The following is a 16,835-nucleotide window of genomic DNA, read 5'->3' on the forward strand; positions in this document are numbered from 1 at the left end:
TAGAGCTCATTAGCAACAACTGTCTTGTGTTATTAAAACGACAACGTTGTTCTAATCACTGCTTATCCGACATACTATAATTTTATACTAAAATCAAAGATATAGGAAACTATTTAGTGCTCAATATGTTGTTTCTATTAGCTATTAAAGCAGACACCCTGATTCTGGCAGTGTTTTTTTATCTGCTCATAAACCGCATTTGCATCTAGCATCGAGCTATCCAATACTAAGGCATCGTCTGCTGGCTTTGATGGTGCTGTCGTACGATTTTCATCACGATCATCACGGGCTTTAATCGTCGTTAATATTTCCTCAAAATCTGCTACTTGTCCCGCTTCCATTAGCTGTGTGACACGGCGCTTGGCACGTGCTTCCGCGCTGGCAGTCAAAAATACTTTAACGTCAGCATCTGGGAACACCACTGTACCCATATCGCGACCATCAGCCACTAGGCCTGAACGGGTTGCCATGTCTTGTTGTAGCGTTAGCAAGGCATTACGAACCTTTGGATAGACAGCCACTTGTGAGGCGTAACCACCAATCGTTTCGTTACGTACTTGCTCACCCACTGCTTCGCCATTAACGATGATATCGACACGGCCTGACTTATTATTAGGCACAAAAGCAATGTCCAAGCTTTGTGTCAGATGCAATACAGCCATCTCATCAATCGCTTTGCTAGCATCGGCAGTAATCAATCCTGCTTCAAACGCCTTTAGACCAACGATGCGATATAAAGCGCCTGAATCTAACAGCTGATAACCCAATGCTTGTGCCAGACGCCAAGTTACCGTGCCTTTGCCTGCGCCACTTGGACCGTCAATACAAATAACAGGATAACGCACTGGCTGCGCTTGGCTATTATCATTAGTAGGTGTAGAGACGGTCATAGGACTCACTTATCACTTAATAGTAGGCACTGCTTATATGGCTGCTTTTATATTAAAAAGCATATTAGCTAGAATGCTACTTATGCAACAGTAACAACGCAATATTTACTTAATTATCAACTGTTTGTTAGACCACTAACTTATTAGCAATCAAATAGGGCGATATTATAGCAAAAAAACCACGCTATCACTAGCCACAAGACTGATATCTTGTTGAATGTCTGTTTTAGGGTCTGCTGAACATTCAAATGTGGCACTGGCAGTGGCTATTTTTTAGACAATACGCAGTGAAATTTTTGACGCCTAGTCATTCTAGGTTAGACAATTTCGCCATGTATTGGCAAAAATAGCCCTGCCCTGAAAGGCTGATGCTAAAATCACCCCAAACGTTGTTGTAAACCTAGCTAAGGTCTCGACATTATCGTCGGTTTACGCCTAGTTTGGGAAGATTTTAGCGATCAGCAGTCCTAATATTTTATATGTTCAACAGACCCTAATTGTTAATGACAGTGTTTTTACTTTTTTTGGCGGCGCGGCGACGTTCACGAAAAAAATGCTTTAGCATCTGACTACTATGCTCACGGCATAAACCTTCATCAACTTGAATACTATGATTATAAAAAGGCTGCATGGCTAAGTTCATTTGACTACCAACCATGCCCGCTCGAGGTTCGCTCGCCGCATAGACCAGTCTATCCACACGGCCATGAATGAGTGCGCCAACACACATCGTACAGGGCTCTAAAGTTACGTACAAAGTTGTCTGTAATGGCAGGCGGTAGTTTTTTAAACGCGCGCACGCATCCCTTAGCGCAACTATCTCAGCATGAGCAGTCGCGTCATGGCGTCCAATTGGCTCATTGAAGCCTTGCCCGATGATCTGCTGATTGTGTACCAACACTGCGCCTACTGGCACTTCTCCGAGTGCAGCCCCTTGTTTAGCCAGTAGCAATGCTTTTTGCATCCATTTAACGTCTTGCAGCGACCAAAATGTACTGTTTGCAAGTGACATTTCTACTTCAATAGCGGCCAATTGGCTAGGTATTAACGGATGAGAGTGTAAATTTATCATTAGATTATTTGTTATCTATTGTGGTAATTGCCAGTCAATTGGTGTTTGTCCATACTGTACCAAGTAATCATTGGTTTTAGAAAATGGCTTGGAACCAAAAAATCCACCACGATTGGCAGCCAGCGGTGAAGGATGCACAGCCGTTAAGATTAAATGTTTTTCAGTATCGATATACTTGCCTTTTTTCTGCGCTTTACTGCCCCACAATATAAATATCGTGTGCTCCGTTTGTTCATTGACCACATCAATCACGGCATCGGTAAACTGCTCCCAACCTTTATTTTGATGACTATTCGGCTCACCTTCTCGCACCGTTAATGAGCTGTTCAAGAGTAAAACTCCTTGCTGCGCCCAATACGTTAAATCACCATGCGCTGAGTAACTAGTACCGATATCATTGGCCATTTCTTTGAGTAAGTTATTAAGTGACGGCGGCTTGGGAATCGCTTTGGGCACAGAAAAAGATAGCCCCATTGCCTGACCTGGACGATGATAAGGGTCTTGTCCTAAGATAACGACTTTAACCTTCGATAAAGGGGTTAGGTTAAAGGCATTGAACATCAGCGGTGCAGGTGGATAAACACTTTCCTCTGATTGGTACGCTTCCTTCAAAAAAGCTCGTAGGTTATCCATATTTTCAGAGGTCAATTCATCTGCTAGTGCCGTTTTCCAATCTGCTGGTAGACGGACATTGTCTAAAATCGCTTGCCTTTGCTCTGGGGTCTTCGTCGGCTGTTCGTCAAACAGTTCCATGGTACATCCTTATTATATTTGTTATGAATAATTACTTCGTAACTATAGTTAAAATATCCTAGAAACGCGATGGTATTGCTGATATTAATTTTTTGTAACCTCTGTCTGCGCAAGCACAGCAAGAAAGAAAAATTGGTATCAGCAGTGCGTGATGGTTTGATATTACTTTTCACTGACTATAGCGTGGTTTAAAAGTTGATGGTAACAAAAAATGATGTGAGGTTTGTTGATAAATTATAGCAACAAAAAAACGGCTACCACAGAGATATGGTAGCCGTTTTTATAAAGCTAATGTAAAACCGTTTAGCTGGCCAATGATTCAGAGTCTGAGCGCGGCTCATGGGTCTCAACGACTGTTAAGATAATCCGACTATTCGCTGAACCTTTATCCGATACCTTATCCAGTTTCATAGTAGCACCATCTTGCTCATCGCCCGCTTCAGGCTCTAAGGTAAGATGAACAACCCCACCGTTAACCAAATCTCCAAACAAAATCATACTTGCCAATGGTTTTTTGATTTCATCTTGAATCAGACGCTGCATCGGACGCGCACCCATCAAACGGTCATATCCTTTTACAGCCAAGTAATCACGTACTTCATCATCAATCTCTAGCGTGACTTGCTTATCATCGAGCTGTACTTGTAGCTCAACCAAGAATTTATCGACCACTGATACTACCACTGATGTATCTAGTGAATTGAACTGAATGGTGGCATCTAAGCGGTTGCGGAATTCAGGGGTAAAGACACGTTTGAGCGATTCTGTATTATCACGGCTATGATCTTGCTGGGTAAAGCCCATCGAAGAGCGGCTAATACTATCAGCACCCACGTTGGTGGTCATAATGACAATCACTTGCTTAAAGATAGCGACACGACCGTTATTATCCGTCAACGTACCATGATCCATCACTTGTAATAACAAGTTGAACACATCAGGATGCGCTTTTTCAATCTCATCAAGCAATAAAACACAATGCGGATGCTGATTGATTTTTTCAGTAAGCAGTCCACCTTGATCAAAACCGACATAGCCGGGAGGCGCACCAATCAGACGTGATGCGGTATGGGCTTCCATATATTCTGACATATCGAAGCGCACCAATTCTACGCCTAATAATTTTGCCAACTGACGCGATACTTCTGTCTTACCAACCCCTGTCGGACCGGCAAACATAAATGACCCAATTGGCTTATCTGGCGCTTTTAGACCCGCACGAGACAATTTAATGGCATCTGCCAAGGTCTCAATCGCTTCGTCTTGACCAAATACTAAATGCTTAAGATCACGATCTAAATGCTCAAGAATACTCTTATCATCGCTTGATACCGACTTGGGCGGAATACGCGCAAGCTTGGCCACGATGGCTTCAATGTCTGCCACATCGATTTTCATCGGTGGTTTTTTCTTGGCCTTCGCCGCTTTTGACTCATCAGATGATTTAGCACGATCATTGGCTTTTGCAGTATTGGCTTCATCCTGCATTTCATTATCGTCGTCATTACTGGTTATGTCATTATGAATATCGCTCTCAAGAGCTTCAACATCGGCATCAATCTGCGCATCGAAGTCTTGCTCCAAATCAGCAATGAAGCTTTCTTCTGCTTCGATATCATCGGTATCCGGAATCACGCCTAAACGCTTATAAGCACCAGCTTCATCGATAACATCAATTGCCTTATCAGGTAAAAAGCGCTCGTGAATATGCTTGGCCGATAACTGTACAGCGGTGACTAATGCTTCATCTGTATATTCAACGTTGTGAAACTCTTCGTAACGCGGTTTGAGACCCCGTAAAATATCGATACTGTCATCGACACTTGGCTCTTTCACATCAATTTTTTGAAAACGACGCGAGAGTGCATGGTCTTTTTCAAACACCTGACGATACTCAGTGAAGGTCGTTGAACCAATACAACGCAATTCACCGTTGGCAAGCGCCGGTTTGATTAGGTTAGACACATCCATGTTGCTACTCATTGAAGAGCCTGCACCAATAATCATGTGAATCTCATCGATAAACAAGATGGCATTGGGCTTTTTCTTCATTGCATCAAGGAGCGATTTCATACGCTTTTCAAAATCACCACGGTACTTAGTACCAGCAATGAGTGAGCCAATATCTAAGCTATAAATCACACAGCCGTTAAGCGGCTTTGGTGCTTTATCATTGATAATTAACCATGCCAAACCTTCAGCGATAGACGTTTTACCAACCCCTGGCTCACCAACCAACAATGGGTTATTTTTGCGGCGACGACAGAGTACTTGCGCCGCACGCTCAATCTCAGAAGTACGTCCAATTAATGGATCGGTTTTACCTTCTGCCGCACGCTGGTTTAGGTTAGTAGCGAACTCAACCAACGGATCTTTGCTGGTTTTTTCAGAAGCACTACGACGTTCTCCAGTCGTAGAAGCACGAGGCTCTGATGGCTCATCTTTATCTTGACCATGTGATAAATACTGGGTCAGCTCAAGACGACTGATGCCTTGTTTTTTGAGCAAATAAACAGCGTAAGTATCGTGCTCGGAAAACATAGATACCAAGATATCTGAGCCTTCGACCAAACGACCACCACCAATAGACTGCACATGAAAAATAGCACGTTGCAGGATGCGATCAAAGCTTTGGGTTGGCTGTGGTGATTGCTCCGTTTCTGCATCTACCGTTGGCGTATGCTTATTGATATAAGCCTCGAGCTCGGTACGTAGCGTTGAAACATTTGCATTGCACGCCGTTAATGTGTTGGCAGCATGCGTGTTCTCTAACAGTGCCAACAATAAATGTTCAACAGTGAGATACTCATGCGATTTTTGGCGCGCAAGTGTCATTGCTAAACGCAAAGAAACTTCAAGATGACGACTTAACATAAGGACTTCCTACGGTTGTACCTATCTTATAAATTGATAGCTTTATGAATGAGTTAGGTAGTAAATCAGGGCGATAGATGTATTGTTCAAGGGCAATGTTAGTATTATTAAGAGACACGACCAAACGATGATTGAAGTGTACCGTGTATCATTTAGTGAGTGTTTCGACCTATCTAGCAATGATTGTGATAATTCATATTCGCTTTTCTTTATCTCAACATGATACTCAAACATAGTCAATCTATTAACGCATACTAAAATGTATCTAAGCACACTTTGTGAGGGGATGTTGGAGACGAGAAAGTCAGAAAATAACGAATTACACAAATGAGAAGTTGAGAATAAAAAAGATCTTATCAAAATAAGGGCGTAAATCATCAGGGTATTAGGAACATAGCGAAATGCTAAAAAACTGAACGCAAGACATCCATTTATCACACGACGTTATGTTTAGTATATAAGGCTATTTGAGATAAAAATCAAGATCAAAGCAGAAAGAAGACTGATTACTTAGGAGAGGTATAAGGGCTGATTTGCGGTGAAGTAATAGTAGAACTGCCTAGTAAAAAGGCTTTTAAAAAATATTATGGGTATATAAGCTTGGAAGTGGCAGCATTAAATAGCTGATTAAATAATATCAAGCAAGGTGAAAAGCTGAGAAAAAATAAAGCCGTTGTGACGGCTATTCACCTTGATGTGGTTCAATTTGAGTCAATAATGGATAACCTTCGCGATGAGCCAAGCTATTTACCTTTTTGGCTTTAGTTTCAGCGATATCTTTGGGATAGATACCAGCAATACCTTTACTGCTATTGTGAATCGTCAACATCACTTCAACGGCAGAATCAACACTGTGGCGAAATTCCGACTGTAAAACATAGACGACAAATTCCATCGGCGTGTAATTGTCATTATACATCACGACCGCATACATCGGCGGCTTCGCCACTTCTGGCTCGGCCACGAGCACGTCTGCTTGCGGCGACGTCTCATCCTCTGGCGCACTGTCTTGAGCACGCTGTGCAGGTATGTTGGGAAAATGCCAATCGAAAACGGTTGGCCTAGCTTGTAGAGTCATAGGTTTTATCATAATAAAAATATAATTATAAGGTAAATTCTAAATAAAAAGGAGGTTATGCAGAGAGGCTATTTGGTGCATAATTGGCATGTAACAAAGCACCTTTGCTTTCACATAGCTGCTATTAGCAGCCATTATGTTTAACTAACTTTGGCTCATACCATTAAATTTCAAGTGCTTATTAAAATTTGAGTAATAATCAAGGTTCAATAGGACTTTCATCTACTTCTGGCAAGTCTAATAGGGAGAGCGGCATATTGTCGACCCTATCGCCAAGCCTCCAATCATACAGCTGTTCTTTTTGTTGCCCACCAGCTCTTAAAGTCAGTTTGGCCTGTAAAGGCTTAAATCCTGATGGCATCATGAAGCGACCACGAATACGTACAATACCTTTGATCGAATAACTGGCAGGATCTAGTGGTACTTCCACAAAGTCATCATTGTCAATTAATGTCAAAATTGGTGTTAAACGTTTGGCAGTGCCATCTTTACTCAGCATACCGACATCAAAACCATACTCGAAAGCGTTCTCAGGTAACGGCTTAATATTAGCGCCAATTATCTGTAGTGGCATGCCACCATTATCACTAATCACCTCAGTATAAAGCTCATTAAGCTGGGTAACTTGTTTGTTTTCAATGGTTAATTCTTTTTGTGTGGCGCGTAACTCTTCTAAATTTGTCAAACTTATCGCCAGCTCTTGCTTGGCAGTGGCGGCTTCACTCGTGGCAATCTTATTGCTAACACGTAGATCTTTCAGCTCTTTAGTTGCCTCAGTGCTGTTGATAATCGCTTGTTTGGTCTCAGTTTGCATCGCATGAAAGCCGCGCTGATAGCCAAGCTTGTGACCAAACACCAACCCAACAATAGCTGTCGCTAATATGGCCACGACGAAAAGCGCCAGTACCAGTGTCGAAGCACCTGTTTGGCTCGCACTGAGGCTATTCCGACTATCGATAGTGCCATTACTGACTTGTAAAGAATGTCGGCTACGCTCCAATTTGTATGAAATAGCGTCTTGGCACGATAAACGTGCTGGCTGTGAGCAAAAGCGTAGTACAATCTTAACACGCATTTAGACAGTATCTCTTAACAGTAAGGGCAGGTTATTATAGCGGAATTTATAATCAATACCTAGCACCATCAATATGAACGATGTGACAATAAAAAAATGAGGTAACTTAATAGGTTATGTTTGATCCCTCGACCATGACAGTGCTTATTTATGAACGTTCAACACGCCCTAATATTAAGGAACAATAGGCGCGAAATTCAATCCCAGTGATTCATCAAGACCAAACATTACATTCATATTTTGTACCGCCTGCCCTGCCGCGCCCTTTACTAAGTTATCTTGTACCACGATAACCGTCAGTTCAGCACGGTCATTGTCTTGATGTACCGCAATCCGCAGACGGTTGCTGGCACGTACACTGCGCGTATCAGGATAGATACCCTTTGGCATGACATCAATAAACAACTCTGACGCATAGCACTCTTCAAATGCTTGTTGCCAATCGATAGCCGCACCTTCCTCAGTCATCTCCATATGGATGGAGCTTAACATGCCACGAATCATTGGCACTAAATGCGGTAAAAAGCGAATGCGATGGCTAAACTGACTGTCTAATAATTGCGCAACTCCTTGCTCAATCTCTGGCAAATGGCGATGACCTGCAACGCTATAAGTTTTAAAATTGTCTGTCGTTTCCGCATAATTAAGCGCCAAACTTGCCTGACGTCCCGCCCCTGAAACACCAGATTTGGCATCAATAACGATACGTGCGTCGATCAAGCGTGCTGCTTGCTTGTTTTGCGCGTCAATAATGGGTTTTAGTCCCAAAATAGCCGTGGTTGGATAACAGCCAGGGTTCCCTACTACTAAGGCGCTTGCAAGCTTGTGGCGATTGACTTCAGGTAGGCCATAAACAGCTGTCTTCAATAACTCAGGGCATGTATGCGACTGTTGATACCAATGCTCAAACTCCGTCAAAGACTGCAAACGAAAATCAGCCGCCAGATCGATGACTCGCACGCCTGCTTGAGTCAATGCTTCCGCTTGCTTCATCGCGACACCGTGTGGCGTGGCAAAAAATACCACATCACATTTTTGCAACGTTGCAAGTGTATCATCACCCAAGTCACTAAAGACGATGTCTGAGATACCGCGTAAGCTTGGGAATATCTCATCAGCACGTGTACCAGCTTCGCTACGTGACGTTAGCAAATCAATAGAAACCTCAGGATGAGCGGATAGTAAGCGAATCAGCTCAATACCTGTATACCCTGTGCCACCGACGATTGCTGCTGAAATCATAAGATATCCCCTTTTACTCAATAATGTAATTGCTAGGCTATAGCTAACACTGGATTTTAACTTTATAAGTCAAATTTATCATAGCATTTAAATACCCCAGTGGCTAAATAGCAGAGTAGTTAAATAAAACGGTGATTAAATAAAACAGTGGCTAGATTTTATAATCATGCACGGCATCAATAAATACTTTGGCATTATCAGGGTTGACCCACTGCGTAATACCATGACCTAAATTCGCCACGTAGCCGGTTTTTTCGCCGTTAGCATAGGCATCATCAAGCATTAATTTTACTTCTGAGCGGATGGTTTCAGGAGAACCATACAAGGTTGCTGGGTCCAAATTACCTTGAAGCGCTTTGCTAGCTTGTAGTTTTTTATGCTGCTTAGTCAATTGACGCTGACTCTCAGTCAACGCCTGACGCGCACGATCAAGCGGCATCGTCCAATCTAGACCTAAGGCATCCGCTTCACTATCTGCTTGGATATCTAGCCATAGTCCGCCGCCCTTGGTGAATAATACCACTGGTATATCAGGGTGACGCACTTTTAGCTCAGCGACGATGCGCTTATTATAAGCGTGTGAAAAATCGATAAACTGACGATGACCAAGCGCGCCGCCCCAGCTATCAAAAATCTGTAGCACCTGAGCACCAGCAACGACTTGCGCGTCTAAATAGTCAATAACAGACGTAGCAAGCTTATCTAATAATTGATGCAAAAAAGCAGGGTTGCTATACAAAAAGCCTTTGGTATAACGATAATCCTTTGAGCTACCGCCTTCAATCATATAAGTCGCTAGTGTCCACGGGCTGCCAGAAAAGCCAAACAAGGGGACTTGGCCATTAAGCGCTTTGCGAATACTTGTCACCGCACGCATGACATAATCAAGAGAATCATTCACATCAAGCACAGGCAATCTATCTAAATCTGCTTGCGTACGAATAGGGTGTTTAAACTTCGGCCCTTCTCCAGCTTCAAAATACAAACCCAATCCCATAGCATCAGGAATGGTCAGAATATCACTGAATAAAATAGCGGCGTCCAAATCATAACGACGTAAGGGCTGCAAAGTGACTTCAGTTGCGCGGTCAGTATCTCGGCACAAGCTCATAAAATCACCTGCTTCAGCGCGGGTGGCTTTGTACTCTGGTAAATAACGACCTGCTTGACGCATCATCCACACTGGGGTGGTGTCTATCGTCTCAAAACGAAATGCGCGGAGCAATCTGTCGTTTTTTAAAGGGGCAAATTCTTGCTGAAGCGAGTTGCTATGGTCTGAAGCACTCATGTACAAATCTCCAAAGCAGCACGGTATTCATTGTTACTATTTTCAATGAATACCGTGCTGGATAAAATAAGTTGAATATAAAGGATATAAAACGCGTTGCACGTTGGATAATTAAGCTTTCATTCAAAGACACATTTTAGTCAACGCTGTCTTTGAATCCAAAAACGTCTCGTATCATTAAGTAATACTGGTTCTTAGATTTTTGAGTGCTCGTTACTGCTAAATACTGATAAATGCCTACATGTTGACAGTTTTCAAACGTTGATAAGTCATGCTATGACGTATATAAGCTATCAACCGACACATCACTATGACTCATCAGCACCTGCAAACAGGCCATATCCAAATTATATAGTTGGTTCAATATAATTTGGATATAAGAAAGTGGAGCGAAAGTGCTATAAAAAGTGCTGTAAATAGTAGACTAAGCGAGACTGACACCGTATCCAATTTATATAGGATTGACTATACCGTCAATGCTAAGTTGTCACGATGTACCATGACAACGCGCTCTTCATTACTACCGAAAATTTTATCAAAGCTTTCGGTACGCTCACGAGCCACACGTCGCGCATCATGCGATGAAAAATTCACTTGCCCGACGGCTATACGTTCGTTTGTATCTTGATGAATAATCTCTACCACATCGCCTTCATCAAAACCGCCGCGCACTTCTACGACCCCAACTGGCAGCAAGCTTCTATTGTGTTCAGTCAGCGCTCTAGCTGCACCAGCATCGACAATCAAGCTGCCTGACATGCGCAGATGCGCTGCAAGCCATTGTTTGCGAGCAATGATTTTGTCTTCTTCGTTGGTAGTCAGTAATGTACCCACTGCCTCACCTGAAACGACACGAGTGATAACATCATCAATAGCACCGCTTACGATAACGGTTGGACACCCACCCATCGCTGCAAGACGACCAGCACGGATTTTGGTCAACATACCACCGCGTCCGAGCTTGCCACCATCCCCTGCGATATCAAACAAGTAATCAGCCATCGCCCGCTCTTGACGTATCATTTTGGCATCAGGATTGTCACGTGGGTTATCAGTAAACACACCGTCTTGATCGGTTAGGATAATATACAAGTCAGCATTGACCATCGCTGCTGCCATTGCACCTAACGTGTCATTATCACCAAATTTGATCTCATCAATAGTGATGGTATCGTTTTCATTAATGACAGGTAGTACGCGCCATTCTAGTAATTGCGTCAGCGCACCCGTCGTATTGAGGTAACGGCTACGGTTGGACAAATCATCATGAGTCAATAGTAGCTGCGAGCTTTGAATACCATGCTGGATCAATGCTGACCACCACGTTTCAATCAGACCCATTTGACCAATAGAAGCGCAGGCCTGTAGTGCAGCTAGTTTCTTAGGGCGCTCCTCAAGGTTCATACGTACCACACCTTCAGCAACGGCACCTGACGATACCAGTAGCACCTCCACACCTTTTTTGTGCAGCTTAGCAATCTGTTTTGCCCACTCATATATGGCAGTACGATCTAGCCCTCGACCGTTATTAGTTAATAACGATGAACCAATCTTGACAATAACGCGCTGAATATCAAAGTTGCGAGTTTGCTTAATAAACCTTGCCTCTTCGGTCGTGTTTTCTATGTCACCTGCCATATAAACTCCTGTTTCTTTTATGGATTAATTACGGGGGTTAATTTAAAAAATCAACTCAAACGAAATAACTTAGGGAACGTATACGACTTCAACACCATCGTCATCGTCATCCAGTTCGTCTTCGTTGACTAAGTCTGTGCCTTCACGCGCCGCTTTGCGAGCCGCACGATATGCTTCACGCTGGGCTTCAGTATTGAGACGCACTTCTGCTTCTAAACGCTCAAAACGTGCTTTTTGTGCTTCAGCGAAGATAGGATCTTCTAGTTCACGCTCACGCTCACGCTCAATCTCATTCATTAAATGATATTTAACTGCATCAGTCCCTTCACCCATTAAGGTTGACGTGCGAAATACATCGCCTGTCCACTCAAGCTCGGCGACAATATGAGTACAAAGCTCATCTAACTCTTCGTCAGGCACCTGATCAATTTTGTTTAATATCAAAATCTGGGGTAAGTTGGATAACTCAGGCGAAAAACGCTCAAGTTCATTCAAGATAACACAAGCGTTGGCTACCGGATCGCTGCCATCAATTGGCTTTACATCAACCACATGTAACAGACGACGAGTACGAGCCACATGTTTTAAGAAACGAATGCCAAGTCCAGCACCTTCTGAAGCACCTTCGATCAAACCTGGAATATCTGCCATCACAAATGAGCGATGACGACCGATATCAACCACACCTAGATTCGGAACGAGAGTGGTAAACGGATAGTCAGCAACTTTTGGTCTAGCAGCAGAGACTTGACGAATAAAGGTAGATTTACCAGCATTAGGCAAACCAATCAAGCCAACATCAGCCACAACTTTTAGCTCAAATTTAAGAACTTTTAACTCACCTTCAAAACCAGACGTAGCCTTACGTGGTGCTTGGTTGGTCGAGCTTTTGAAATGGGTATTACCCAAACCACCATCGCCACCTTTGGCAATCAGTAACGTCTGATCAAGTTCAACCAAGTCACCCAACACTTCGTCAGTTTCGGTATCAACTACTGTGGTACCGATAGGTACTGGTAAAAACAAATCATCAGAGCCCTTGCCTGAACAGTTTCTACTGTGGCCATTCTCTGCTCGCATAGCATCGTGACGACGGGTATAACGATAGTCCACTAGGGTGTTGGTGTTATCCTCTGCAATGACGTAAATATCTCCGCCCTTGCCACCATCTCCACCATCAGGTCCACCACGTGGGACATATTTTTCTCGGCGAAAACTGGCGATTCCGTTACCACCGTCACCTGCTTTTACCGTTACGACGGCTTCATCAATAAATCGCATCTTACGTTCCTTAATTTACCATCCAGTTTATCAACTGGTTACAGTCAGTGACTGTATTTTAGGGTATAGCTATGTGTTTGTGTGGTTATAAAAACCAATAATTTTAAAAACTAATTTAAAAAATATTTGCGACCCGTGTGTGAAGCCGCCCTTGGTAGTCATTATGACAATAACACCCGATAACCAATCGGACTATCGGGTGCTTAAGTACTGCATCTAAAAACTAGCGCATCTAAAAACCGACGAATCTATACGGATTGCAAGGTACTACCGCATAAATGATACCGCCTTAGACTTTTTATGCTGGAATCTGAGTGTAGCTGATTCCAGCCATTTGCGTCGCCAAACGCAATACTTGCGTACTGTAGCCGACTTCATTGTCATACCAAATGTAAACAATGGCATGATTATCCGTCAAAATAGTTGCTTGAGCATCGATGATACCTACATGAGTCGTGCCAACAAAATCCGTTGATACGGCTTCTGTAGAATCGGTATAAGCAATTTGCGACTGCCAAGTGCTGCTGTTGGCCATCTTGCGCAAAAATTTATTTAACGCATCAGCGCTTTTTGGTGCTGTTTTAAGGTTCAAATTCAAAATAGCTAAACTGACATTCGGCGTTGGTACACGGATAGCATTACCCGTTAATTTACCACTTAGTTCTGGCAATGCTTTGCCAACTGCTTTTGCTGCGCCGGTGCTGGTAATCACCATGTTCATAACTGCACTGCGACCACGGCGATCTGCTTTGTGATAATTATCGACTAAGTTTTGATCATTGGTGAATGAGTGGATAGTCTCTACGTGACCGTTTTCGATGCCATACTCATCGTTCAATACATTAAGCGTCGGGGTAATCGCGTTGGTCGTACAGCTAGCAGCACTCACGATCGTATCGTCGCCAATAGTATTGTTATTCACACCATAAACGACGTTTTTAATATCGCCACCAGCAGGTGCAGTTAACAGAACTTTTTTCACACCAGTAGATTGTAGGTGCTTGCCAAGGCCTGCTTCATCTTTCCAGATACCTGTATTATCGATGACCAAAGCGTTGTCGATACCATAAGCATTGTAATCGATTTCGCTAGGGTCTTTGGCATAAATCACTTGCACAAAACGACCATTGATAATCATGCCATTGTTGTCATCATCGATACTAATGCCACCCAAAAATCTACCATGAATCGAGTCACGCTCAAGCAATGAAATACGCTTAGCCAAATCACCAGCAGCAGCTGGACGTACAACGATGGCTTTCAGTTGCAAACCTTTTGCACTTGACGCTTGTGACAGTAGCAGGCGGGTCAAAATACGACCAATACGGCCAAAACCATACAATACAACATCCGTCGCGCCATTGACGGCACCTGCATTATTGACAGATTTTAGTGCAGCTTGTACGTCAGTGTCATTAGCAATCAATTGACCAACATCGATACGAGTGGCTTGAATGTCTTTACTCTCTGCGATGACTTTTACCATCGCTAACGTGTCAGCGATATCAATAGACTTAGCGCCATGGTCGCGCAGTGCTACTTTTTGGTGTAGTGCTAATATCTGACCAACTGAGGTAGTACCTAGCGTTTCACCGAACAATGTTACTTGTACATCTTGCTCATTATAGAGCTTATTCAATAGCCCCATAAGCTCGATCGCTTGTTGCTCTTGGTTGTTGTAATTGCTCAAGTGCTCTTGATGTAGTTGGCGTAAGGTATCAGCATTGCTCACGAGAAACATCCTTATGATCAGTAAAGTATTATGAAAAAGTATCAAACAGATAGATTAAATTTAGTCTAAGTAACCACTCCGATAAAATGACAGAATAACATTCATGTCAATCATTTTCATCAGAGTGTTTAGGTCGCCTAGATTTTAGCTTAAAACGCTCTATTTTGCCAGTGCTAACCGATCAGCAAGCACTTATAACGCGTTTTGAGGGTATATTTAATAGATTATAAAAACAAAGGCAGCTTATTACGCTACCTTTTGATAAACATGAATGTTATAGACGGTTATGGCACCAGAGTAACCGTTTGATTACTGTGCGCTGTCAGCTTAAATTCTTTTAAATCATACCCTTGTTGTTGGGCAATTTGGCGATATTTTGCGTAAGTTTCCTGACTGATATTGGGCGACCGTGCCAACAACCATAGACTGCCTTTATCGGGTGTACCGACCAAAGCTGTCTTGTAATCCGGATCCCGTGCCAACACCCAATAATCAGCGCGACCAACTGGTAGCCAGCGAATCCATGAAGGCAAAAACGTGACTTTCAATTTGCTACCCGTATCGTCAGCAGGTTTTGCCAACCCCTCAGCTACAATGCCTGAACCATCTTCAGCCTGACACTTATTAGTGACTATAATTCCTGAGCCATCTGTTTTTTCGGTGTAATTGGCAGTGACATCACTGGCACAATTGCGCTGAAAATACATCGGCAATCGACCTATCTCATACCACGTACCTGCATATTGTTTGAGATCCACACTATCGACGGTCGTCGGTACATTGGCAGAACTATGCATGATACTGCTAGGCTTCACCGACAATGTCTCTGTTGTCGCTTTATCAGTCGTCGCCGTAGCAGAGGTTTTATTGGCAGACATTGTAGCCGGTAACGGTGCGGCATATGCCGAAAACGCTGCCAACGGTATAATAATCGCTAAGGCAATGCCGGTATGCTTGATAAGCCCGTTCATGAATATACGCTCCGGTATTTTTTTGTATGAAATGGTAGTCAATGATAAATCATCGGTTTTTTGGGGTTTTTCTGTTGAAGTATCAGCGTAATCTTCTGACTTAAATGCGTCTAATTCACTGATTTTTTGTGCTTGTTTCTTCTGCACTTTTTTATAACCGTTGATTTTTTGAGAGCCACTGGCTTTTTTGTAGCCGTTAGCTGTGTCAAAATCTTCTGGATCACTGTTTTTTGGATCGTTACTGCCGGTACTACCGTTTTCAATCATAGCAAACTCTTTTGCCTGTGTAAGGCTTTTGTCGATACTCTTGTATCCAAAATAGCTGTCTTGCAGAGACGTATCTCTTGCCAAATGGTCTGAACGTTCATCGTCATAACTGTCATAGCTAGCATCGTTGCTAGCACTATTGGCATGTTGCCCACTATCATGAGGATAGCGAGCCTTTGATTGGCTGAGTTGCTGCGCTTGAGAACCGGCTGCCTGTGAATCAGACCATGCTGACTGAGGTAACTTATTGGTTTTCATAGAGGTACCATTAATTAGTGGTGATGGTTAAAATTGATCAATTATCAAATGATTACCATTTAATTTCTTGCTCAAACACACTGCTAATGTGAAAAATAATACGAGTAAAATTAAATGTTATTAGAAGTAGTGAAAACAGCTTGACCCGATTGTTGGCTTATAAACACTAAAATCGTTATTTATAAAAAATAGCGTGGGTACTTTTTAATGGGCACTTTCTAATCGGCACTATCTAATGGACACTTTCTAATTTGATAGCTTATCTTAATGGCAGCACTACGATTAAAACAGTGTTGCAATGTAGGAAAACGCAACGGTTTGTAAGTAATTCTATGTTTGTGCTAAAGAATAAACACAGAGTTACTGGCTGGATAAATATAGAGAAGATCCATTAATTGAATGAACCTTTTATGACA

General features: G+C 42.8%; 12 protein-coding genes. All 12 read right to left on the reverse strand.

The window, feature by feature from the left end; genetic code table 11:
* Nucleotides 1-137: 137 nt before the first annotated feature.
* The 12 genes from cmk to JMY08_RS04060 all read right to left on the reverse strand — a co-directional run bounded on the left by cmk (nucleotide 138) and on the right by JMY08_RS04060 (nucleotide 16,419).
* On the reverse strand, nucleotides 138-890 hold the full coding sequence (gene cmk, locus JMY08_RS04005) for a (d)CMP kinase (RefSeq protein ID WP_194619018.1): 753 nt from the start codon (nucleotides 888-890) through the stop codon (nucleotides 138-140).
* A gap of 493 nt (nucleotides 891-1,383) precedes the next feature.
* Complete coding sequence (gene tadA, locus JMY08_RS04010; protein ID WP_227679585.1) at nucleotides 1,384-1,962, reverse strand: tRNA adenosine(34) deaminase TadA; 579 nt, start codon at nucleotides 1,960-1,962, stop codon at nucleotides 1,384-1,386.
* Between the two features lie 15 nt (nucleotides 1,963-1,977).
* Entirely contained in the window at nucleotides 1,978-2,715 is a 738-nt protein-coding gene (locus JMY08_RS04015) for a uracil-DNA glycosylase (RefSeq protein ID WP_201590935.1), read from the reverse strand.
* 303 nt (nucleotides 2,716-3,018) lie between these two features.
* Nucleotides 3,019-5,589, reverse strand: coding sequence for an AAA family ATPase (locus tag JMY08_RS04020; RefSeq protein ID WP_201590938.1), 2,571 nt, complete (start codon nucleotides 5,587-5,589; stop codon nucleotides 3,019-3,021).
* Nucleotides 5,590-6,271: 682 nt separating this feature from the next.
* On the reverse strand, nucleotides 6,272-6,667 hold the full coding sequence (locus JMY08_RS04025; RefSeq protein WP_010200136.1) for an ATP-dependent Clp protease adaptor ClpS: 396 nt from the start codon (nucleotides 6,665-6,667) through the stop codon (nucleotides 6,272-6,274).
* A 199-nt stretch (nucleotides 6,668-6,866) separates the two neighbouring features.
* A complete protein-coding gene (locus tag JMY08_RS04030) occupies nucleotides 6,867-7,742 on the reverse strand; it encodes a hypothetical protein (RefSeq protein WP_201590941.1) in 876 nt (291 codons plus the stop codon).
* Between the two features lie 174 nt (nucleotides 7,743-7,916).
* Nucleotides 7,917-8,984 (reverse strand): N-acetyl-gamma-glutamyl-phosphate reductase, encoded by a 1,068-nt coding sequence (gene argC / locus JMY08_RS04035; RefSeq protein WP_201590944.1) that lies wholly within the window; start codon nucleotides 8,982-8,984, stop codon nucleotides 7,917-7,919.
* Between the two features lie 151 nt (nucleotides 8,985-9,135).
* Nucleotides 9,136-10,272 (reverse strand): uroporphyrinogen decarboxylase, encoded by a 1,137-nt coding sequence (gene hemE / locus JMY08_RS04040; protein ID WP_201590947.1) that lies wholly within the window; start codon nucleotides 10,270-10,272, stop codon nucleotides 9,136-9,138.
* Between the two features lie 465 nt (nucleotides 10,273-10,737).
* A complete protein-coding gene (gene proB, locus JMY08_RS04045) occupies nucleotides 10,738-11,910 on the reverse strand; it encodes a glutamate 5-kinase (RefSeq protein WP_201590950.1) in 1,173 nt (390 codons plus the stop codon).
* Between the two features lie 69 nt (nucleotides 11,911-11,979).
* The gene (gene cgtA / locus JMY08_RS04050) at nucleotides 11,980-13,191 is read right to left on the reverse strand and encodes an Obg family GTPase CgtA (RefSeq protein ID WP_010200157.1); all 1,212 of its coding nucleotides are present in this window, start codon (nucleotides 13,189-13,191) and stop codon (nucleotides 11,980-11,982) included.
* A 298-nt stretch (nucleotides 13,192-13,489) separates the two neighbouring features.
* Complete coding sequence (locus tag JMY08_RS04055) at nucleotides 13,490-14,932, reverse strand: glyceraldehyde-3-phosphate dehydrogenase (RefSeq protein WP_201590953.1); 1,443 nt, start codon at nucleotides 14,930-14,932, stop codon at nucleotides 13,490-13,492.
* 275 nt (nucleotides 14,933-15,207) lie between these two features.
* Entirely contained in the window at nucleotides 15,208-16,419 is a 1,212-nt protein-coding gene (locus tag JMY08_RS04060; protein ID WP_201590956.1) for a lipocalin family protein, read from the reverse strand.
* Between the last annotated feature and the right edge of the window lie 416 nt (nucleotides 16,420-16,835).

This window comes from Psychrobacter sp. Pi2-51 (assembly GCF_904846665.1).
In the GTDB taxonomy this organism is placed as follows: domain Bacteria; phylum Pseudomonadota; class Gammaproteobacteria; order Pseudomonadales; family Moraxellaceae; genus Psychrobacter; species Psychrobacter glaciei.

Excerpts from the sequence above, each read along its gene's own strand:
- cmk (WP_194619018.1), bottom strand. The coding sequence starts at position 890 with ATGACCGTCTCTACACCTACTAATGATAATAGCCAAGCGCAGCCAGTG.
- tadA (WP_227679585.1), bottom strand. The coding sequence starts at position 1,962 with ATGATAAATTTACACTCTCATCCGTTAATACCTAGCCAATTGGCCGCT.
- JMY08_RS04015 (WP_201590935.1), bottom strand. The coding sequence starts at position 2,715 with ATGGAACTGTTTGACGAACAGCCGACGAAGACCCCAGAGCAAAGGCAA.
- JMY08_RS04020 (WP_201590938.1), bottom strand. The coding sequence starts at position 5,589 with ATGTTAAGTCGTCATCTTGAAGTTTCTTTGCGTTTAGCAATGACACTT.
- JMY08_RS04025 (WP_010200136.1), bottom strand. The coding sequence starts at position 6,667 with ATGACTCTACAAGCTAGGCCAACCGTTTTCGATTGGCATTTTCCCAAC.
- JMY08_RS04030 (WP_201590941.1), bottom strand. The coding sequence starts at position 7,742 with ATGCGTGTTAAGATTGTACTACGCTTTTGCTCACAGCCAGCACGTTTA.
- argC (WP_201590944.1), bottom strand. The coding sequence starts at position 8,984 with ATGATTTCAGCAGCAATCGTCGGTGGCACAGGGTATACAGGTATTGAG.
- hemE (WP_201590947.1), bottom strand. The coding sequence starts at position 10,272 with ATGAGTGCTTCAGACCATAGCAACTCGCTTCAGCAAGAATTTGCCCCT.
- proB (WP_201590950.1), bottom strand. The coding sequence starts at position 11,910 with ATGGCAGGTGACATAGAAAACACGACCGAAGAGGCAAGGTTTATTAAG.
- cgtA (WP_010200157.1), bottom strand. The coding sequence starts at position 13,191 with ATGCGATTTATTGATGAAGCCGTCGTAACGGTAAAAGCAGGTGACGGT.
- JMY08_RS04055 (WP_201590953.1), bottom strand. The coding sequence starts at position 14,932 with ATGTTTCTCGTGAGCAATGCTGATACCTTACGCCAACTACATCAAGAG.
- JMY08_RS04060 (WP_201590956.1), bottom strand. The coding sequence starts at position 16,419 with ATGAAAACCAATAAGTTACCTCAGTCAGCATGGTCTGATTCACAGGCA.